The sequence below is a fragment of the Paractinoplanes brasiliensis genome, from assembly GCF_004362215.1.
Taxonomy (GTDB): Bacteria; Actinomycetota; Actinomycetes; order Mycobacteriales; family Micromonosporaceae; genus Actinoplanes; species Actinoplanes brasiliensis.
In genome coordinates, this window is record NZ_SNWR01000001.1 from 62,612 (window position 1) to 85,541 (window position 22,930).

1 protein-coding gene (only partly in view) is annotated in these 22,930 nt (G+C 72.6%); it reads right to left on the reverse strand.

Annotated features, from left to right (window positions below; genetic code table 11):
* Positions 1 to 22,909: the 5' portion of a type I polyketide synthase gene (locus C8E87_RS45100; RefSeq protein ID WP_243755135.1), read on the reverse strand. Its footprint begins 19,850 nt before the window's first position; 22,909 of the gene's 42,759 nt are visible here — the first part of the coding sequence; it begins with the start codon at positions 22,907 to 22,909; the stop codon falls past the left edge of the window.
* Positions 22,910 to 22,930: the final 21 nt, after the last annotated feature.

Consider the following 22,930-nt stretch of genomic DNA (forward strand, 5'->3'; position numbering starts at 1 on the left):
CGCCCGCCCCGGCCAGCCGTTCCATCAGCTCCGGAACGCCTGCCGCGTGCGGACCCTGCCGGGACAGCAGCAGCACGTTCCCGACCCGGTAGCTGTCGACGACGTGGCGGACCAGCATCGTGCCGAGCGTCCCGGCACCACCGGTGATCACCACCGTGCCGGTCGGGTCCGGCGCCACGGGCTCCGCCGCGCCGCTGCGGGTGGCCCGCGCCAGGCGCCGGGCGTGCAGCACGCCGTCGCGCAGCACCAGCTCCGGCTCGCCGCTGGCTGCCGCCCAGGCCAGGAGCTCCTCGGACGGCATGCCCGGCTCGTCGGAGTCGAGCAGGACGAATCGGTCCGGGTGCTCGGTCTTCGCCGTTCGGACCAGGCCCCACACCGCGGCGGCGGCCAGATCCTCGCCCTCGGTGGCGCCCCGGGTCAGGATGAGCAGGCGGCCTCCGGCGGTGTCCGGGCCGGCCAGCCACTCCTGCAGCCGGGCGAGCGTCGCCACCACGGCGGCCGACACACCGGCCGTGACGTCCGCACCCGCGTCGGCCGGCGGGCTCCAGACCGTGACCTGGGCGGCCCCTGTTTCTGCCCCCGCGCCGGCCCCGGGCACCGGAACCGGCACCAGCTCCACCGCGTACAGGGATCGGCTCACGTCCGCCGTGTGGTCGGCAGACTCGGTCGTCAGCTCCCGCATCACCAGCGACCCGGCGGTCAGCACCGGCTCCCCGGCGAGGTCGAACGCCGCCACCGCGACCGCGTCGGCGATCACCGGGTGGCGGCTGAGCCGTACCCGCATGGTGGTCGCGCCGGTGGCGTGCAGCTGGACGCCGTTCCACCCGAACGGCAGCACCGGGCGGTCCTCGATCAGCCGACCGGCCCGGACGGCCTGGGTGGCGGCGTCGAGCAGGGCCGGGTGCAGGCCGAACCGGTCGGTCTCGGTACGCTCGGGCAGCGTGACCTCGGCGTACACGGCCGAGCCGGACCGCCAGACCGCGCGCAGGCCCTGGAACACCGGGCCGTACTGGTAGCCGTCGGCGGCCAGCCGTTCGTAGGCGCCGTCCAGCTCGATCGGTTCGGCGTCGGCCGGCGGCCAGGTCAGCGGCTCAACCGGATCGGCGGTGGCCGACTGGCTGAGCACACCGGTTGCGTGCCGGGTCCACGGGCCGTCGGCCTGTTCGTGCCGGGAGTAGACGTTCACCGGGCGGCGACCCGACTCGTCGGCGTCGCCCACCCAGACCTGGACATGCACGCCGCCGGACGCCGGGATCACCAGCGGGGACTGCAGCGTGAGTTCTTCGACCACCGCGCAGCCGACCTGGTCAGCGGCCCAGACCACCATCTCGACAAACCCGGTGCCCGGCAGCAGGACCGAACCACGCAGGACATGGTCGGCCAGCCACGGCTGGGCAGCCAGCGAAAGACGACCGGTCAGCAGCATGCCGTCACCGTCGGCCAGGCGCACGGCCGCACCGACGAGCGGGTGGTCGGCGGCGCTCAAGCCGAGGGCGCCGGCGTCGCCGGCCCAGGCGTCCGACACCCGTGGCCAGTACCGGTCGTGCTGGAACGGATAGGTGGGCAGTGAGAGCGGCAGCGCCGGGGCGTCGCCGAAGAGCCGCGACCAGTCGACCTCGACGCCTGCGGTGTGCAGGTTGGCCACCGCGCGCAGGAAACGCGCCGGGGTGTCCTCGGCACGACGGACGCTGCCGGTCACCACGAGGCCGTCGCCGGCCTGGTCCACCGCCGACGTCAGCACCGGATGCGCGCTCAGTTCCAGGAACACGCGATGCCCGGCGGCGACCACGGCCTGCATCGTGTCCGCGAACCGGACCGTCTGGCGCATGTTCGCGAACCAGTAATCGCCGTCCAACGTGCCGGTCTCCACCACCCCGGCGTGCACGGTCGAATAGAACGGCACCTCACAATCGACGGGTGACAACGAAGTCCACTGCGGGGCCAGGCCGTCTCGCAACCGGTCCATCTCGGCCGAGTGACCGGCGATGTTCGAGGCGATCCGGCGTGCGTTCAGATCGGGGAACGCGGTCAGGAACTGCTCGCAGGCGTACGCGGTTCCCGAGAGCACCACCTGCGACGGGCCGTTGACCGCCGCCACGTCAAGGCCGAACCGGCCCAGCAACGGCTCGACCTCAGCCAACGGCCGGGGCACCGAGACCATCCCACCGTCACCGGCAATGCTCGCCATCGCCTTACTCCGCAACACCACGACCCGGGCGCCGTCGGCGAGCGAGAGCGCACCGACCGCACAGGCCGCCGCGATCTCACCCTGCGAATGACCGATCACCGCAGCCGGTACGACACCCCAGTGCCGCCACAACTCAGCCAGCGAAACATTGATGGCCCAGAGCGCGGGCTGGACGACGTCGATCCGTTCCAGCATCGCCGCGTCGCCCAGCGCCTCCCGCAACGACCAATCGACCAACGGTTCCAGAACCGCAGCACAGCGTTGCATCGCCGCCGCGAAGACTGGTTCCTGCTCCCACAGACCGAGGCCCATGCCGGTCCACTGGCCGCCCTGGCCCGGGAACACGAACACCAGGCCGGTCCCGGCGACCGTCTGGCCACGCACGGCGTCCACGTCGGCCAGGCCGTTCAGCAGCTCACCACGATCGGCGCCCAGCACCACCGCCCGGTGCGGCAGGCCGGCCCGGCCGGTCAGCAGCACCCGGGCGACCCGCGCCAGGTCGGCGTCCGGCCGCTCGTCGAGGAACTCCCGCAACCGGGCCGCCTGATCGGTCAGCGCCTGCTCACTGCGGGCCGACAACACCAACGGAACCACCGGCAGTGCTTCCACGGGCGCCGGAGACGGGGCCGCCTCCTCCAGGATCACGTGGGCGTTCGTGCCACTGACGCCGAACGACGACACACCAGCCCGCCGCCGCCGTCCGTCCGCCTCCCACGGCCGGGACGCGGTCAGCAGCCGTACGGCGCCGGCCGTCCAGTCCACCTGCGACGTCGGCGCGTCCACGTTCAGCGTCTGCGGCAGGACCCCGTTGCGCATCGCCAGGATCATCTTGATGACCCCGGCGACACCGGCCGCCGCCTGCGTGTGGCCGATGTTCGACTTGATCGAGCCCAGCCACAGCGGCCGATCCGCGGGCCTGCCCTGCCCGTACGTGGCCATCAGCGCCTGCGCCTCGATCGGGTCGCCGAGGCGGGTGCCGGTGCCGTGCGCTTCGACCGCGTCGATGTCGGCCGGTTCGAGGCCGGCGTTTGCCAGCGCCTGCCGGATCACCCGCTGCTGGGACGGCCCGTTGGGCGCGGTCAGGCCGTTGGAGGCGCCGTCCTGGTTGACCGCGCTGCCCCGCATGACCGCCAGCACCCGGTGGCCGTTGCGTTCGGCGTCCGAGAGCCGTTCCAGCACCAGGACGCCTACGCCCTCACCCCAGCCGGTGCCGTCGGCCGCGTCGGCGAACGCCTTGATCCGGCCGTCCGCCGCCAGGCCGTTCTGCTTGGCGAACTCGACGAACGTCCACGGCGTGGTCATGATGGAGACGCCACCGGCCAGCGCCAGCGAGCACTCGCCGGAACGCAGCGCCTGACCGGCCAGGTGCATGGCGACCAGCGACGCCGAACAGGCCGTGTCGACAGACACCGCCGGGCCCTCCAGACCCAGCGTGTACGCCACCCGGCCGGACATCACGCTGGCGGCGCTGCCGGTGCCGCCGAAGCCCTCGCCGTCGGTCTGGGAGGCGTTGAGCAACATCGGGTAGTCCTGGCCGTTGGTGCCGACGTACACGCCGGTGCCGGATCCGCGCAGCCCGGCCGGGTCCAGACCGGCGTCCTCGAGCGCGGCCCAACTGGTCTCCAGCAGCAGCCGCTGCTGCGGGTCCATCGCCAGGGCCTCACGCGGACTGATCCCGAAGAACCCGGCGTCGAAGCCTGCCACGTCGACGATGTACGAGCCCGGCTCGCCGCCGCTGGGACCACGGTCGGCGGGGAACGGCGTGATCGCGTCCCGGCCCTCGCTGAGCATCTCCCACAACCGCTCCGGGGTGTCCACATCGCCCGGGAACCGGCAGCTCATGCCCACGACGGCAATCGGCTCGTCGAGCGCCGCGGCCACCGTCCGGGCCTGTCCGGGGCCGCTCGCGGTGCCGGTCAGCTCGGCCAGCAGGTGATCGGCAAGTGTCAGCGGGTTCGGGTAGTCGAAAACAAGCGTGGCCGGCAGGTGCAGACCGGACGCCACCGCCAGACGGTTACGCAGCTCCACCGCGGCCAGCGAGTCGAAACCCATCTCCCGGAACGCGGTGCCGGGGCGTACCGCGGCGGCGTTCGCGTGCCCCAGCACCACCGCGGCCTGTTCCTGCAGCAGGGCCAGCACGACCGCCGCCCGCTTGCCCTCGGGCGCCTGGCGCAGCCGGGCCACCAGCGCCGGTTCCTGGCCGCCGGTCAGGGCCGCCGGGGCAACCGCGCGGGCCTCGGGAAGTTCGCTCAGCCATGCCGGCACGACCCCGGCTCCGGCCTCCACCAGGCGCGCCCAGTCGATCCGCGCGACCGTCAAGTACCCGTCGCTGCCCGCCGCGTGGGCCAGCGCGGTGACCGCCACCGCCGGGTCCATCTCGAGGGCGCCGATCCGGGTCGTACGCTGCCGGACCACCAGGCTGTCGGCCAGCCCGGCGCCGCCCCACATGCCCCAGCCGACCGAAACCATCGGTACGCCTTCGGCCCGGCGTTTCATCGCGTAAGCGTCGAGGAAGGCGTTCGCGGCGGCGTAGTTGCCCTGCCCAGCCGCGCCGATCAGCGCCGCCAGCGACGAGAACACCACGAACGCGCTCAACGACGTTCCGGAGGTCACCTCGTCGAGCGCCAGCAGGCCGTCGATCTTGGCGTGGGCCACCGTCATCAGCCGGTCGGCGGTCAAGGCGTCGATGACCCCGTCGTCCAGCACGCCCGCCGTGTGAACCACCGCGTCCAGGTCCGGAATGCGGCCGACCAGCGCGGCCAGCGCCTGCCGGTCGGCGACGTCAACCGCCGTCACCTGGACGACGACCCCGGCCTCAGCCAACCGGGCCACCGCCTCGGCCGCACCCGCCGCCTCGATGCCGCGGCGCGACAACAGGACCACCCGCTGCGCGCCCTCGGCGGCCGCCCACCGTGCCACGCGAACGCCGAGAGCGCCGGTGCCGCCGGTGATCAGGACCGTGCCGGAGGGGCGCCATCCCGGGCCGGCCGGCGCCGGGGCCGGACGCAGGCGCAACCCGTGCCGGCCGTCCAGGCGTACGGCAACCTGGTTCTCCCCCAGCGGATCGCTCAGCGCGGCGACGAAGTCCCCGGCCAGCGACTCGGCCCAGCCGGTCGCGGGCAGGTCGATGAGGCCACCCCAACGGTCGGGCGACTCCGAGCCGAACACGCGGCCCAGACCCCACAGCATGCCCTGCCAGGCGTCCACCACCGGGTCGACCGCGCCCTCGGTGACGACCCACAGCCGGGTGCCGTCCGGCCACGCCTGCAGGACCTGCAGCAGGCGGGTCGCGCACTCCGGCCCGGTCCCCGGCACGACGACCCCACCGGCCAGCTCCATGCCTTCCAGCCGGGCCGGGTCGTCGACCGGGACCACCTCAGCCCCGGCGGCAGCCATCGCCTCGGCCAGGCCGCCGGTGGCCGGAGCGCCGATCAGCGCCCACACGCCCGAGAGCGCGGCCGGGCCGGCGCCGGTCAGCGGCGCCCAGTCGATCCGGTACCGCCAGTCGCGGGTCTGGGCGTACGCCTGCCGCTCCCGCAGCGAGGTCAGGGCCGGCAGCACGGTGGCCGCGTCCTGCCGCTGGACCGCCGCCCAGAACTCGGCGTCCAGCCCGGCCAGCCCGTCGACAACCGGACGCGGCGGCTGGACCCAGAAGTGTTCGTGGTGGAACGGGTACGCCGGCAGCCCCGCCACCGGCCGGGCCGGGCCCTCGCCGAGCAGCGTCTTCCAGTTCACGTCGCCGCCGTGGGCGTGGATCCCGGCCAGCGCGGTCAGCGCGGCCTCGGGTTCGTCGCGGTCGCGGCGCAGCACCGGCAGCCAGGTCCCGGCGTCGGCCGCCATCGCCGACAGCGTCGCGTCCGGACCGATCTCCACGAACAGGTGCCCGTCGAGCTCGGTCACCATGTCGTGGAACGGCACCGCCTCACGCGCGTGCCGCACCCAGAACTCGGGGTTGTCGACCTCACCGCCGACCACCGGGATCTGCGGGGCATGCCAGGTCAGCTCGGCCAGAACGTCGGCGAACTCGGCCAGCATCGGCTCCATCAACGGCGAATGGAACGCATGGCTGACATTGAGCCGCCGCGACCGACCCGGCCACCGCGCCGCCAGTTCCTCGACCACAGCCTCATCGCCCGAGATCACCGTCGAGGACGGGCCATTCACCGCCGCCACACCAACCCGATCGGTGTGCCCGGCGATCAACGCCTCCGCCTCGGCTTGGGAGGCGTCCAGGGCCACCATCGCCCCACCGGCCGGCAGGTCCTGCATCAGACGGCCACGCGCCTTCACCAGCCGCGCCGCGTCCGCCAGATCCAGCACCCCCGCAACGTGAGCCGCCGCGATCAGGCCGATCGAATGACCACCCAACGCCGCCGGCGTCACACCCCACGACTCGTACAGCCGGAACAGGGCCACCTGCACCGCGAACAACGCCGGCTGAGTGAACTCCGTCCGATCCAAATCCGCGCCGCTGATCACCTCTCGCAACGGCATGTCCAACGCCGCGCACACCTCGTCGAACGCCGCCGCGTACACCGGGAACGCCTCGTAAAGCCCTTCACCCATCCCCGGACGCTGACTGCCCTGACCCGAGAACATCAACGCCACCCGAACATCGGCAGCCGCCACACCGGTCACCGTCTCGGAACCGATCAGCACCGCCCGATACGGCAACAGCGCCCGCCCGAAAGCCAGTGTGCGGCCCACGGCGACCGGATCCGCGGGTTCGAACTCGCGCAGCCGCGCCACCTGCTGGGCCAGGGCCTGCTCGCTGCGGGCCGAGACCAGCCACGGCGTCACCGGCAGCGACGACACGCTCGAAACCACCGGCTCCGGCGCAGCCTCCTCCAAAATCACGTGCGCGTTGGTGCCGCTGATCCCGAACGACGACACACCCGCCCGGCGGGGCTGCCCGTCCGCCTCCCACGCCCGCTGCGACGTGAGCAGCTCGACATCGCCTGCCGACCAGTCCACATGCGACGACGGCTCGTCCACGTGCAGGGTCTGCGGCAGCACGCCGTGGCGCATCGCCAGCACCATCTTGATGACCCCGGCCACACCGGCCGCCGCCTGCGTGTGCCCGATGTTCGACTTGATGGAGCCGAGCCACAGCGGCTTGTCCGCCGGGCGATCCTGGCCGTACGTCGCCAACAGGGCCTGCGCCTCGATCGGGTCGCCCAGCGTGGTGCCGGTGCCGTGCGCCTCCACCGCGTCGACGTCGGCGGCTTCCAGACCGGCACTTGCCAGCGCCTGCCGGATCACCCGTTGCTGGGACGGGCCGTTGGGAGCCGTCAGCCCGTTCGAGGCGCCGTCCTGGTTGACCGCGCTGCCTCGAACGAGAGCGAGCACCTGGTGGCCGTTGCGGCGCGCGTCCGAAAGCCGTTCCAGCACCAGGACGCCGACGCCCTCACCCCAGCCGGTCCCGTCGGCCGCCTCGGCGAACGACTTGCAGCGGCCGTCCGACGCCAGGCCGCCCTGCAGCAGGAAGTCGTCGTAGACCTTCGGGGTGGCCATCACGTACACGCCGCCCGCAAGCGCCAGCGAACACTCGCCGAGCCGGAGCGCCTGGCCGGCCATGTGCAGCGCCACCAGCGACGACGAACAGGCGGTGTCGACCGAGACGGCGGGGCCCTCGAGGCCCAGCGTGTAGGCGACCCGGCCGGACACCACGCTCGCGGTGCCGCCGGTCATCCCGTGGCCGTCGACGACGTCGGTTCCCAGGCCGTACGCCGAGGTGATGATGCCGGCGTACACACCGGTGTCGGAGCCGCGCAGGCCGGTGGGGTCGATCCCGGCGTCCTCCAGCGCGTGCCATGACGCCTCAAGCATCAGGCGCTGCTGCGGGTCCATGGCCAGCGCCTCTCGGGGGCTGATCCCGAAGAATCCGGCGTCGAAACCGCCCGCGTCCCGGAGGAACCCGCCGAGCTGTGCGTACCGCGGCTCGGACTCCTCGGGCCAGCCGCGGTCGGCCGGGAAGCCGCCCATCGCGTCGACGCCGCCGGTCAGCAACTCCCACAGCTGCTGCGGGTTGTCCACACCACCGGGCAGCCGGCAGCTCATGCCCACGATGGCGATCGGCTCGCCGATGGCGGCCACCGCCGGGGCCGCCGTTCCGACCGCCGCGTCCGTATCGAACAGCTCGCCGAGCAGGAAGTCGACAAGCACGCGTGGTGTCGGGTGGTCGAACACCAGCGTGGCCGGCAGCCGCAGCCCGCTCGCGGCGGCCAGCCGGTTACGGAACTCCACCGCGGTCAGCGAGTCGAAGCCCTGGTCGCGGAACGCCGAACCGGCGTCCACCGCCGACGCCTCGGCGTGGCCGAGCACCAGCGCCGCCTGCGACCGGACCAGGTCCAGCAGCGTGCGTTCGCGTTCCGGGCCGGTCAGGGCGGCCAGCGCGGCGGCGAACTCTCCCGCCTTGCCGGTGGTGGCCGCCGTCCGGCGGGCCGGCCCGGTCAAGGCCCGCAACAACGGTTGTACGGCCGAGCCGCCCGCCCGCCGCAGCGCGGCCACGTCGAGCCGGACCGGGACCAGTGCCGCGCGGCCGTCACCGATCGCCGCGTCGAACAGCGCCAGGCCCTGCTCCCGGGACAGCGCGCCGATGCCGCCACGGTTCAACCAGCCGAGGTCGTTCTCGGCGAGGTGCCCGGTCATCGCCGACCGGTCGGCCCAGAAGCCCCACGCCAGCGAGAGCCCAGGCAGCCCGGCCGCCTGCCGATGCCGGGCCAGGCCGTCCAGGAAAGCGTTGGCTGCAGCGTAGTTGCTCTGGCCGCCGGTGCCGAATGTGCCGGCCGCCGAGGAGTACAGCACGAACATGGCCAGCGGAAGGTGCCTGGTCAGCTCGTGCAGATGCCACGCCGCGTCCACCTTGGTCCGCAGCACCGACGTCACTCGCTCCGGCGTCAGCGACTCCACCGTTGCGTCGTCAAGCGAACCGGCCGTGTGCACCACTCCGGTCAGCGGAACGCCTGCCAGCAGCCGGCCGAGCGCGGCTCGATCAGCCGCGTCGCAGGCCGTCACCCGGACCCGCGTGCCGCCCTCCGCGAGATCGGCCGCCAGCCGCGCCGCGCCTTCGGCGTGCACACCCTGCCGCGACAACAGCAGGAGCTCACCGGTTTCCCGGGTACGGGTCAGATGCCGGGCCAGCATCGAGCCGAGCACACCGGTGCCCCCGGTGATCAGCACGGTGCCGTCCGGGTCCAGCGCGGGGTGCCGGAGCACGACCTTGCCGACGTGCCGCGCGGCCTGGATGTGCCGCAGCGCCGCAACCGCGCGCGAGACCTCGAAAACGGTCACCGGCAACGGTTCCAGCACACCTTCGGCGAACATCGCGACGAGCCGGGGCAGCATCGCGCCGATCCGCTCCGGGCCGGCCCGCAACAGGTCGAGCGCCCGGTAGTTCACGCCCTCCGGGTCGCGGATGTCGGCCTTGCCCATTTCCAGGAAGTAGCCACCGGGCGCCAGCAGTTCCAGTGAGGCGTCGATGAACTCGCCGGTCAGCGCGTTGAGGACGACGTCGACGCCACCAGCGAACTTCTCCCGGAAGTCCAGGTTCCGCGACGAGGCCACCCGTTCGGCCGGGACGCCGAGGCCGTGGAGGACTTCCCACTTGCCGGGGCTCGCAGTGGCGTACACCTCGAGACCCCACGCCTGGGCGAGCTGGATCGCAGCCATGCCGACGCCGCCGGCCCCGGCATGGATCAAGATCTTCTGACCGGGCCGTACGTCGGCCAGCTCCCGCAGCGCGTAGAAGGCCGTGAGGAAGACCGCAGGCACCGAGGCCGCGTCCGGGAACGACCAGCCGCCCGGGATTCGGGCCAGCACCCGCGCGTCGGTCACCACGACCGGCCCGAACCCGATGCCCATGCCGAACACCCGGTCACCGGGTTTCAGATCGGTGACGTCGGGGGCGGTCTCCACCACGATGCCGGACAGCTCACTGCCCATCAGGGCGTCCGGATCCGGATACATGCCCAGCCCGATCAGCACGTCCCGGAAGTTCACACCCTGCGCGTGTACGGCGACCCGCACCTGCCCGGCGGCCAGCGGCGCCACGGCGGACGGGTGGGACTCGGCTTTCAGACGGTCCAGCGTGCCCGGGGTGGCGACGTCCAGCCGCTGCCCGGCCACCAGCGACGGTCCGGCAGGCACCGCCCGGGTCAACCGCCGGGCGTACAGCAGGCCGTCGCGCAGCAGCACCTCCGGCTCACCGCTCGACGCGGCTCGTTCCAGCAGCTCGTCCGGAAGGGTCCCGTCCCGATCGGCGTCCAGGAGCACGAACCGGTCCGGGTGCTCGGTCTGAGCCGAACGCACGAAACCCCACACCGCGGCGGCGGCCAGATCAGTACCCTCGGTAGCGCCCCGGGTCAGCACCAGCAGCCGCCGGTCGGCGGTGTCCGGGTCGGCCAGCCACTCCTGCACCCGGCCCAGCGCAGCTGTCAACGCGGCCGAAACACCCGCCGCCTGGTCGGTGTCCCCGCCGTCCGGCGGGGTCCAGACCGTGACGTGGGGGTGCCCGGCTACTCCCGGCTCCGGCTCCGGCAGCGGGATCGGCTCCACCGCGTACAGCGACCGGGTCACGTCGACCGCGGCCTCCGCCGACTGCTCCCGCAGCATCAGCGACTCGGTGGTCAGGACCGGCTGCCCGGCCATGTCGAACGCCGCCAGGCTCACCGCGTTCGAGGCGTCCGCGCGCAGCTCCAGCCGTACCCGCAGGGTGCTCGCGCCGGTGGCGTGCAGCTGGACGCCGCTCCACCCGAACGGCAGTACCGGGCGGTCGCCCTCGACCAAGGCGCCGGCGACGACGGCTTGGAGCGCGGCGTCGAGCAGGGCCGGGTGCAGGCCGAACCGGTCGGTCTCGGTACGCTCGGGCAGCGTCACCTCGGCGTACACGGCCGAGCCGGAGCGCCACAGCGCGCGCAGGCCCTGGAACACCGGGCCGTACTGGTAGCCGTCGGCGGCCAGCCGTTCGTAGACGCCGTCGAGAACCACCGGCTCCGCGTCCGTCGGGGGCCAGGTGAGAGTTCCGGCCGGTGCGGAACCACCGGGGCTCAGCACACCGGTTGCGTGCCGGGTGTAGGGGCCGTCGGCCTGTTCGTGCCGGGAGTAGACGTTCACCGGGCGGCGGCCGTTCCCGTCAGCGTCGCCCACCCAGACCTGGACATGCACGCCGCCGGACGCCGGGATCACCAGCGGGGACTGCAGCGTGAGTTCTTCGACCACCGCGCAGCCGACCTGGTCAGCGGCCCAGACCACCATCTCGACAAACCCGGTGCCCGGCAGCAGGACCGAACCACGCAGGACATGGTCGGCCAGCCACGGCTGGGCAGCCAGCGAAAGACGACCGGTCAGCAGCATGCCGTCACCGTCGGCCAGGCGCACGGCCGCACCGACCAGCGGATGATCGGCGGCGTTGAGCCCCAGCGCACCGGCGTCACCGGCCCAAGTGCCCGTCGTACGCGGCCAGTACCGGTCCCGTTGGAACGGATAGGTCGGCAGCGACATCGGGCGTACCGGACCCTCGCCGATGGCCCGCGACCAGTCGACCTCGACCCCTGCGGTGTGCAGGTTGGCCACCGCGCGCAGGATACGCGCCGGGGTGTCCTCGGCACGACGCAGGCTGCCGGTCACCACAATGCCGTCGCCCGCCTGCTCGACGGCCATCGTCAGCACGGGGTGCGCGCTGACTTCCAGGAACACCCGGTGCCCGGCAGCGACCACGGCCTGCATCGTGTCCGCGAACCGCACCGTCCGGCGCATGTTCGCGAACCAGTAATCGCCGTCGAGCGTGCCGGTCTCCACGAGCCCGGCATGCACGGTCGAATAGAACGGCACCTCGCAATCGAACGGTGAAAGCGTCGTCCACTGCGGGGCGAGGCCGTCGCGCAGCCGGTCCATCTCGGCCGAGTGACCGGCGATGTTCGAGGCGACGCGTCGAGGGCTGAGTTCCGGGAAAGCGGCCAAGAAGGCTTCACACGCGCGCGCGGTTCCCGAGAGCACCACCTGCGCCGGCCCGTTGACCGCCGCCACGTCCAGACCGAACCGCTCCAGCAAGGGCTCGACCTCGGCCAGTGGCCTGGGCACCGACACCATCCCACCGTCACCGGCAATGCTCGCCATCGCCTTACTCCGCAACACCACCACCCGGGCACCGTCGGCGAGCGAGAGCGCACCGACCGCACAGGCCGCCGCGATCTCACCCTGCGAATGACCGATCACCGCGGCGGGCTCGACGCCCCAGTGCCGCCACAACTCGGCCAGCGAAACCATGACGGCCCAGAGCGCCGGCTGGACGACGTCGATCCGTTCCAGCATCGCCGCGTCGCCCAGCGCCTCCCGCAACGACCAGTCGACCAGCGGTTCCAGAACCGCAGCACAACGTTGCATCGCCGCCGCGAAAACTGGTTCCTGCTCCCACAGGCCCAGGCCCATACCCGTCCACTGACCACCCTGGCCCGGGAACACGAACACCAGGCCGGTCCCGGCGACCGTCTGGCCACGCACAGCCTCCACGTCGGCCAAGCCGTGCAGCAGCTCACCACGATCCGCGCCCAGCACCACCGCCCGATGCGGCAGGCCGGCCCGGCCGGTCAGCAGCACCCGGGCGACCCGCGCCAGGTCGGCGTCCGGCCGCTCGTCGAGGAACTCCCGCAACCGGACCGCCTGATCGGTGAGCGCCTGCTCACTGCGGGCCGACAACACCAACGGCACGATAGGCATCGGGTCGGCGGGGGACGGCGCAGCCGCGGCCTCCTCGATGATCACGTGGGCGTTCGTGCCGCTGATGCCGAACGACGAGATGCCGGCCCGGCGTGGGCGGCCGTCCGCCTCCCACGGCCTCTCCGAGGTGAGCAGCTCGACGTTTCCGGCCGTCCAGTCCACGTGCGACGTCGGCGCGTCCACGTTCAGCGTCCGGGGCAGGGCGCCGTGCCGCATCGCCAGGATCATCTTGATGACCCCGGCGACACCGGCTGCCGCCTGCGTGTGGCCGATGTTCGGCTTGATCGAGCCCAGCCACAGCGGCCGGTCCTCCGGCCTGCCCTGCCCGTACGTGGCCAGCAGGGCCTGCGCCTCGATCGGGTCGCCCAGCTTGGTGCCGGTGCCGTGCGCCTCGACCGCGTCGACGTCGGCGGCGGCCAGGCCGGCGTTTGCCAGCGCCTGGCGGATCACCCGCTGCTGGGAGGGGCCGTTGGGGGCGCTGAGGCCGTTGGAGGCGCCGTCCTGGTTGACCGCGCTGCCCCGCATCAACGCCAGCACCCGATGGCCTCGGCGCTGCGCCTCGGACAACCGTTCCAGCACCAGCACGCCGACGCCCTCACCCCAGCCGGTGCCGTCGGCCGCCTCGGCGAACGCCTTGATCCGGCCGTCGGCGGCCAGGCCGCCCTGCTGGTTGAGGTCGTCGTAGATCTTCGGGGTGGCCATGACGTAGACACCGCCCGCCAGTGCCAGCGAGCACTCGCCGGAACGCAGCGCCTGCCCGGCCAGGTGGATGGCGACCAGCGACGACGAACACGCGGTGTCCACCGACACCGCCGGGCCCTCCAGGCCGAGGGTGTACGCGATCCGGCCGGAGGCGACGCTGGCGGTGTGCCCGGTCAGGCCGTGGCCCTCGTCGGCCTCGGTGTGCATGTAGTCCGAGGAGATGATGCCCGCGTACACGCCGGTGTCGGAGCCGCGCAGACCGGTCGGATCGATCGCCGCGTCCTCCAGCGCCTGCCACGACGCTTCGAGCAGCAACCGCTGCTGGGGGTCCATGGCCAGCGCCTCACGGGGACTGATCCCGAAGAACCCGGCATCGAAACCGGCGGCGTCGTCCAGGAAGCCGCCCATCCGGGCGTACCGCGGCTCGGACTCCTCCGGCCAGCCGCGGTCGGGCGGGAAGCCGCCCATCGCCTCCACACCCCCGGTCAGCAGATCCCAGAGCTCGTCCGGGCTCTCCACCCCGCCGGGCAACCGGCAACTCATGCCGACGATCGCGATCGGCTCGTCCATCGCGGCGGTCACCGGGACCACCACGTCGGCGGCTTCGCCGGATCCGAACAGCTCGCCCATCAGGAAGTCGACCAGCACGGCCGGTGTCGGGTAGTCGAACACCAGCGTTGCCGGCAGCGCCACGCCGGTCGCGGTGGCCACCCGATGACGGAACTCGACCGCCGTCAGCGAGTCGAAGCCCTGTTCCTTGAAGCTGTGCTCCAGGGTCACCCGTTCGCCGTCGGGGTGGCCGAGCACCACCCCGGCGTGCGTACGCACCAGGTTCTGGACGAATCCGCGACGCTGCGCCCCGGGCACCGCGGCGAAACCCTCGGCCGCCGAACCCGGCCGCCCGCTGTCAGCCGTCCGCCGGGCCACCGTCGTACCCGGCCCGCGCAGCACACCGGACAGCACCGGGGAGACCGGTCGTCCGCCCATCGCCGCGGCGTCGAACCGGGCCAGGACCTGAACCGGGTGGTCGAGGCCGATGGCGGCATCGAACAGGGCCAGCCCTTGCTCACCCGGCAGCGTGCCGATGCCGCCGCGTCCCATCCGGGCCACGTCGGCCGCACCGAGGTGGCCGGACATACCGGCGCTCTGGGTCCACAGCCCCCAGGCCAGCGACTGGGCTGCCAGCCCGGAAGCCCTGCGGTGGACCGCCAGCGCGTCGAGGAACGCGTTCGCGGCGGCGTAGTTGGCCTGGCCCTGGGTGCCGAGCAGGCCCGCCACCGAGGAGTAGGACACGAACCACGCCAGATCCGATTCGCGGGTCAGCTCGTGCAGGTGCCAGGCGGTGTCCGCCTTGGCGCGCATCACCCGGGTCACCCGCTCCGGCGTCAACGACTCGACCGGCGCGTCGTCCAGCAGGCCGGCGGCGTGCACCACGCCGGTCAGCGGAACTCCTGTCAGCACCTCGCTGAGCCCGGCCCGGTCGGTCGCGTCGCAGGCCGTCACCCGTACCCGCGTACCGGCTTCCGCGAGATCGGCCGCCAGGCGCGGCACACCGGAAGCGTGCAGGCCCTGACGCGAGAGCAACAGCAGTTCGCCGATCTGCCGGGTGCGCGTCAGGTGCCGGGCCAGCATCGAACCGAGGTCACCGGTGCCGCCGGTGATCAGCACGGTGCCGGCCGGGTTCAGCGCCGGATAGCGCAGAACCACCTTGCCCACGTGGCGAGCCGCCTGCAGATGACGGAACGCGGCGACCGCATGCGACACCCCGAACACGGTCACCGGCGGCAGCGTCAACGTCCCGGCGAGGAACAGGCCGGTCAGCTCGGTCAGCATGGCGCCGATCCGGTCGGTGTCGACCTCGAGCAGGTCGAACGCCCGGTAGTTCACCCCTTCGGGATCCCTGATGTCGGCCTTGCCCATCTCGAGGAAGTGCCCGCCGGGCGCGAGCAGATCCAGCGAGGCGTCGATGAAAGCTCCGGTCAACGCGTTCAGAACCACGTCGACACCGCCCGCGAACTTCTCCCGGAAGTCCAGGTCGCGCGAGGACGCCACATGTGACGGCGGGATGCCGAGACCGTGGAGAACTTCCCACTTGGCGGGGCTCGCGGTGGCGTACACCTCGAGACCCCACGCCTGGGCGAGCTGGATCGCCGCCATGCCGACCCCGCCGGTGCCCGCGTGGATCAGAATCCGCTGGCCCGCCTGGACGTCGGCGAGGTCCCGCAAGGCGTGGAAGGCGGTCAGGAACACGATCGGTACGGCCGCGGCGTCCGCGAACGACCAGGACGCGGGCATCCGGGCCAGCCGGCGCACGTCGGTGACCACCACCGGCGACAGCCCGGCGCCGAGGCCGAACACCCGGTCGCCGGGTTTCAGATCGGTCAAGTCGGCAGCGGTCTCGACCACCACGCCGGCGAGCTCGCAGCCCATCGTTCCGCCGCCCGGGTACATCCCGAGGCCGATCAGCACGTCCCGGAAGTTCACGCCGTGGGCGTGGGCCGCGACCCGCACCTGGCCGGCCGCCAGCGGCGCGACGGCCGCCGGGTCGGCCAGCACGGCCATGCTCCCGAGGGTGCCGGGAACCGTGACGTCGAGCCGCTGGCCGGGCAACGCGACCAGGCTGTCCGCAGCCGCCGGAACCAGCCGCCGAACCTGTACGGCGCCGTCGCGGAAGCGGACCTCCGGCTCGCCGGTGGCCAGGATCATCGCGAGGACGTCCGGCCCGGCGGTCGCAGAGCCGACGTCGGCCAGCACGATCCGGCCGGGGTGTTCGGCCTGCGCCGACCGGACCAGGCCGGACACCGCGCCGCCCGCGAGGTCGTCGGCGGCCAGCACGACAAGCCGGCGGCCGAGCGATCCCGGTTCCGCCAGCCACTGCTGGAGCACGTCCAGCGCGCGAACTGCCGCGTCGTGGGCGGCTTGCGGCATCGGCGTTCCGTCGGCGGGCGCCCTCAGATCGGCGACTTCCGCATCGACCGGGTCGGCCGCGGCCGGGCTCACCGTCTGCCAATCCACTCGGTAGACCGGATCGCTCGCCGCCTTGGCCGGCGTGGCCGACCGCAGGGTCACCTCGCCGACGCTCACCACCGGCTGGCCGGTCTGGTCGAACGCCTCGAGGCGCATCCGGTCCCCGCGCACGTCCAGCCGGGTCCGCAGCGCCGTCGCGGCGGCCGCGTGCACCTGGACGCCGGTCCAGACGAACGGCAGGCGCGGACCCTCGCCGGGGGCCGGTGCCATCGCCTCGACCAGGGCGCCGTGCAGGACCGCGTCGAGCAGGGCCGGATGCAGCGTGAAAGCACCGGGCGCCTCGAGCAGTGCCGTCTCGACCCACCACCGGCCGTCGCGACCCCGCCACAGCCCGGTCAGGCCCCGGAACAGCGGCCCGTACTCGTATCCCCGGAGTTCCAATTGGCGGTACGCGCCGGCCAGGTCCACCGGCTCGGCATCGGCGGGCGGCCAGGTGGTGATCGGCGCCGGGGCCGGTTCGGCCCGCGAACCGAGCACCGCGGTGGCGTGCCGCGTCCACGGCCCGTTGCCTTGCTCGGGGCGGGAGTAGACGTTCACCGGGCGGCGGCCGGACTCCTCCGGTTCACCGACCCACACCTGAACCTGTACGCCACCGTGGTCCGGGATCACCAGCGGCGTCCGCAACAGGAGTTCGTCGACCACCGGGAAGCCGACCTGGTCGGCGGCCCACACGACCATTTCCACGAACGCGGTGCCGGGCAGCAGCACCGAACCTCCGACCGCGTGGTCGGCCAGCCACGGCTGCGCCGCCAGCGACAGCCGCCCGGTCAGCACCACCCCGTCGCCGCCGGCCAACCACACCGCCGCGCCGACCAGCGGATGACCGGCGGCCTCCTGACCCAGCGCCGATGCGTCACCCGACCAGGTGGCCGGTTTCGGCCAGAACCGCTCCCGCTGGAACGGGTAGGTCGGGAGGCCGGGGACCGGCGCCGGGCCGTCGCCCAACAGGGCCGCCCAGTTCACGTCGCCGCCACGAACGTGGATTCCGGCCAGCGCCGTCAGCGCCGTCAGCGGCTCGTCGCGGTCCCGGCGCAGCCCCGGCAGCCAGGTCCCGGCATCAGCCGCCATCGCCGACAACGTCGCGTCCGGACCGATCTCCACAAACAGGTGACCCTCGAGTTCCGTCACCACGTCGTGGAACGGCACCGCCTCACGCGCGTGGCGAACCCAGAACTCCGGCTGGTCCACCTCCCCACCGACCACCGGGATCTGCGGCGCATGCCAGGTCAGCTCGGCCAGAACGTCGGCGAACTCGGCGAGCATCGGCTCCATCAACGGCGAATGGAACGCATGGCTGACATTGAGCCGCCGCGAACGACCCGGCCACCGCGCGGCCAACTCCTCAACAAGCGCTTCGTCACCGGAGATCACCGTGGACTTCGGGCCGTTCACCGCCGCCACACCGACCCGATCGGTGTAACCAGCGATCAACGCTTCCGCTTCGGCTTGGGAGGCGTCCAGGGCCACCATCGCCCCACCAGCCGGCAGGTCCTGCATCAACCGGCCACGCGCCTTCACCAACCGCGCCGCATCCGCCAGATCCAGCACCCCCGCAACGTGAGCCGCCGCGATCAAACCGATCGAATGACCACCCAACGCCGCCGGCGTCACACCCCACGACTCGTACAGCCGATAGAGAGCCACCTGCACCGCGAACAACGCCGGCTGCGTATTCGAGGTCTCGCCCAGCGAATCGCCGACAATCACCTCCCGCAACGGCATGTCCAACGCCGCGCACACCTCGTCGAACGCCGCCGCGTACACCGGGAACGCCTCGTAAAGCCCTTCACCCATCCCCGGACGCTGACTGCCCTGCCCGGAGAACATCAACGCCACCCGAACATCGGCGGCCGCCACCCCGGTCACCATTTCCGAACCCAGCAGCACCGCGCGATGCGGCAACAGCGCCCGCCCGAACGCCAACGCCCGCCCCACCGACACCGGATCCGCCGACTCGAACTCCCGCAACCGGCTGACCTGCTCCTCGAGAGCCCGCTCACCACGCGCCGACACCAGCCACGGCACCACCGGAAGCACCCGGCTCTCCGAAACCGGCGACGGCCCAGCCTCCTCCAAAATCACGTGCGCGTTGGTGCCACTGATCCCGAACGACGACACACCCGCCCGACGCGGCCGACCGCCGGCCTCCCACGGCCGCTGCGACGTGAGCAGCTCAACCGCCCCAGCCGACCAATCCACATGCGACGACGGCTCATCCACATGCAAGGTCCGCGGCAACACACCGTGACGCATCGCCAGCACCATCTTGATGACCCCGGCCACACCGGCAGCCGCCTGCGTGTGCCCGATGTTCGACTTGGCCGAGCCGAGCCACAGCGGCCGGCCGGCGGGGCGGCCCTGGCCGTACGTCGCCAGCAGCGCCTGCGCCTCGATCGGGTCACCCAGCTTGGTGCCGGTGCCGTGCGCCTCGACGGCGTCGACGTCGGCCGGGTTCAGGCCCGCGTTGGCGAGCGCCTGGCGGATGACCCGCTGCTGCGACGGACCGTTCGGGGCGCTCAGACCGTTGGACGCGCCGTCCTGGTTGACCGCGCTGCCCCGCATGACCGCGAGCACCTGGTGTCCCCGGCGGCGGGCGTCGGAAAGCCGTTCCAGCACGAGAACGCCGACGCCCTCACCCCAGCCGGTGCCGTCCGCCCCGTCCGCGAACGCCTTGCACCGCCCGTCCGGCGACAGACCGCCCTGCCGGGAGAACTCCACGAAGATGTGCGGTGTCGACATCACAGTCACGCCGCCGACAAGAGCCATCGAGCACTCGCCGGCCCGCAGCGCCTGCCCTGCCATGTGCAAGGCCACCAACGACGACGAGCACGCCGTGTCGACCGACACCGCCGGGCCTTCCAACCCCAGCACGTACGCGAGACGGCCGGACGCCACGCTGCCGGTGGTGCCGGTCAGCGCGTATCCCTCGGTGCCCTCCGGATCGCCGGCGACCTGGGAGGCGTAGTCGTGGTGCATGAGCCCGACGTAGACGCCGGTATCGGTACCGCGCAGGGTGTCCGGCACGATGCCGGCCCGTTCCAGCGCCTCCCACGAGGTTTCCAGGAGCAGGCGCTGCTGCGGGTCCATGGCGACGGCTTCCCGGGGGCTGATCCCGAAGAACTCCGCGTCGAACATCGTGGCATCGCCGAGGAAAGTGCCGAATCGGGTGTAGCTGGTGCCGTCCCGCTCCCGGTCCGGGTCGTACAGGCGGTCCAGATCCCATCCGCGGTCGGCTGGGAACTCGCCGACCACGTCACCGCCGTCACGCAGCAGCGTCCAGAAGTCCTCGGGGGTCTCCAGGCCACCGGGCAGGCGGCAGCTCATGCCGACGATGGCGAGCGGCTCGTCGGCCGCCCGGGCCGCGGCCGGTGTCGCGGCTGTCCCGGCGGTTCCGCTCCGGCGTTCCTCGAGATAGGCGGCCAGGACGCGCGGCGTCGGGTAGTCGAACAGAAGTGTGGCGGGCAGGTCGAGCCCGGTGGTGACGCCGAGCAGGTTACGGAGGTCGACCGCGGTGTACGACTCGAAGCCCTGTTCCCGGAAACTACGGTCGACCGCGATGTCGGCGGCCGAGGCGTACCCGGCAACCGATGCCGCGTGCCGCTGGACCAGGTCGAGCAGGTCCTCGGCAGGCGCGTCGGGCTGCACGACCGGCTCCCCCGGCCAGGTCGAGGTCGTCGCAGGCGGAGCGGCCACCGGCAGAACAGGCGTGGTCCCGTCCGGGAGCCAATACTGCTGCCGCTGGAACGGGTAGGTGGGCAACGGGATCCGGCGCGGCGGCGTGCCGGGGAAAGCCCGCGTCCAGTCGACGTCGGCCCCGGCGGCGTACACGGCTCCGAGCGACCCCAGCCACCGCCGCCGGGTGTCCTCGCCGCGGCGCAGGCTGCCCGTCACGACCAGGCCGGTGGCCGCCTGTTCGACCGCCATGGCCAGCACCGGATGCGGGCTGACTTCCACGAACGTACGGTGGCCGGCCTCGACCAGACCGGCGATGACCTCGGCGAACCGGACCGGCTCCCGCAGGTTGGTGTACCAGTAACCGGCGTCCAGCTCGGCGGTGTCCGTCACCCGGGTGGTGACCGTCGAGTGGAACGGCACGGTGCCCGACGCCGGGTGCAGGCCCGCCAGGTCGGTGAGGATCGCGTCCCGGATCTGCTCGATCTGGGCCGAATGGGAGGCGTAGTTGATGCCGACCCGGCGCGCGCCGATGCCGTGATGGGCGTCGAGGAAGGCGTCGACCGCCTCGATCGGGCCGGCGATGACGACCTGGACCGGTCCGTTGATCCCGGCGACCGTCAGCTGCCCGCCCCACGGCTCGATGAGCGCTTCCACCTCGGCGAGGCGGGCCGGCACCGAGACCATGCCGCCGATGCCGCCGACCGCCAGCACCGCCTTGCTTCGCAACGCCACCGCGCGGGCGCCGTCCTCGAGGGAAAGTCCGCCCGCCACGCAGGCGGCCGCGATCTCGCCCTGGCTGTGCCCGACGACGGCCGCCGGGCGTACGCCCCAATGGGACCAGAGTTCGGCCAGCGACACCATCATGGCCCACAGCGCGGGCTGAACGACGTCGTCGCGGCGCAGGAGCTCGGCGTCGGCCAGCACCTCGCGCAGCGACCAGTCCACGTACGGCGAAAGGGCTTGCTGGCAACGGGCCATCGCGGCGCCGAAGACCGGTTCGGCGTCCCACAGCGACAGGCCCATCCCGGCCCACTGCGCGCCCTGCCCGGGAAAGATGAAGACGACCCCGCGGTCCTGAGCGACCGGGCGCGTGAGCGGCGCGAACTCCTCCAGGGCGGCAGTGCCGATGACCGCGGCCCGATGCGGAAAGGTTGTCCGGGCGGTGGCCAGCGTCCAGGCCGCGGCGCGCACCGGAACGTCGGGACGGTTCGTCAGGAACTCGCGAAGCCGGGCGGCCTGGTCGGCAAGCGCCTCCGCGCTTCGAGCCGACAAGAGGAGGGGAAGTTCCGCGGGCTCATCGGGGGAATCCGCCGGGCGGTCGGCCTCGACGAGCTCGCTGACAACCAGGTGGCAGTTGGTGCCGCCCATGCCGAACGAGCTCACCCCGGCCACCATCGGACGGCCGTCGGCGGGCCAGTCCGTGGTCCGGGTGACGACCGCCAGGTTCAGCTCGTCCAGCGGGATCCGCGGGTTGGGCTCGACGTGGTTGAGGCTGGCCGGGATCTGCCGCCGGTCCAGCGAGAGCACGACTTTCACCAGGCCGGTGATGCCCGCGGCGCACTCCAGGTGACCGATGTTGGTCTTCACCGAGCCGACCAGGACCGGGCCTTCGGAACGGCGTTCGCGGCCGAGCGCGGCACCCAGCGCGGCTGCCTCGATCGGGTCGCCGACCGGGGTTCCGGTGCCGTGCAGCTCCACGTACTGAACGTCGGCCGGCTCGACCCCGGCGCGTTCGTGGGCGAGGCGGATGACCTCTTCCTGGGCAGCGCCGCTGGGGACCGTCAGGCCGTCGCTGACGCCGTCGTTGTTGATGGCGCTGCCGCGGATGACGCCGTACACGTTGTCGCCGTCGGCCAGGGCGTCGGCCAGCGGCTTGAGCACCACGGTGGCGCCCCCCTCGCCACGGACGTAGCCGTTGGCGCGGGCGTCGAAAGTGAAGCAGCGGCCGTCCGGCGAGAGCCCGCCGAACCGGGAGACCCCGACCGCGGCCTGCGGGCTGATGTTGAGCAGGACGCCGCCGACCAGCGCGCTGGTGCACTCCCCGCGGCGGATGCTGTCACAGGCCAGGTGGACCGCGACGAGCGAGGAGGACTGTGCGGTGTCGACGGTGATGCTCGGACCGGTCAACCCGAACGTGTAGGAGACCCGGTTGGCGATGATGCCGGCCTGGAGCCCGGTGTTGCTGTGGGAGGTGATGGCGTCCGGACCGCGGGTGTACGCCAGGGTGGCGTAGTCGTTGCGGTTGGCCCCCACGAACACGCCGACCTTGGTGCCGCGGACCCGGTCCGGCACGACCCCGGCGTCCTCCAGCGCCTCCCAGCTCAGCTCCAGCATCAGCCGCTGCTGGGGGTCCATGGCGGCGGCTTCCCGGGGCGAGATGCCGAAGAACGACGCGTCGAACCGGTCGATGCCGTCCAGGAAGCCGCCGTACTCGGTGCCGATGGGCGCGTCGTCCAACCCGGCCAGGCGTTCGGCCGGCGTCGGCCCGATCGCATCGATCCCTTCGCTCAGCAGAGTCCAGAACGCCGCCGGGTCGGGGGCCTGCGGCAAGCGGCAGGACAATCCGACAACGGCGATCGCATCGTCCCGACGCAAAGACACCTTCGACATCACGACCCTCTT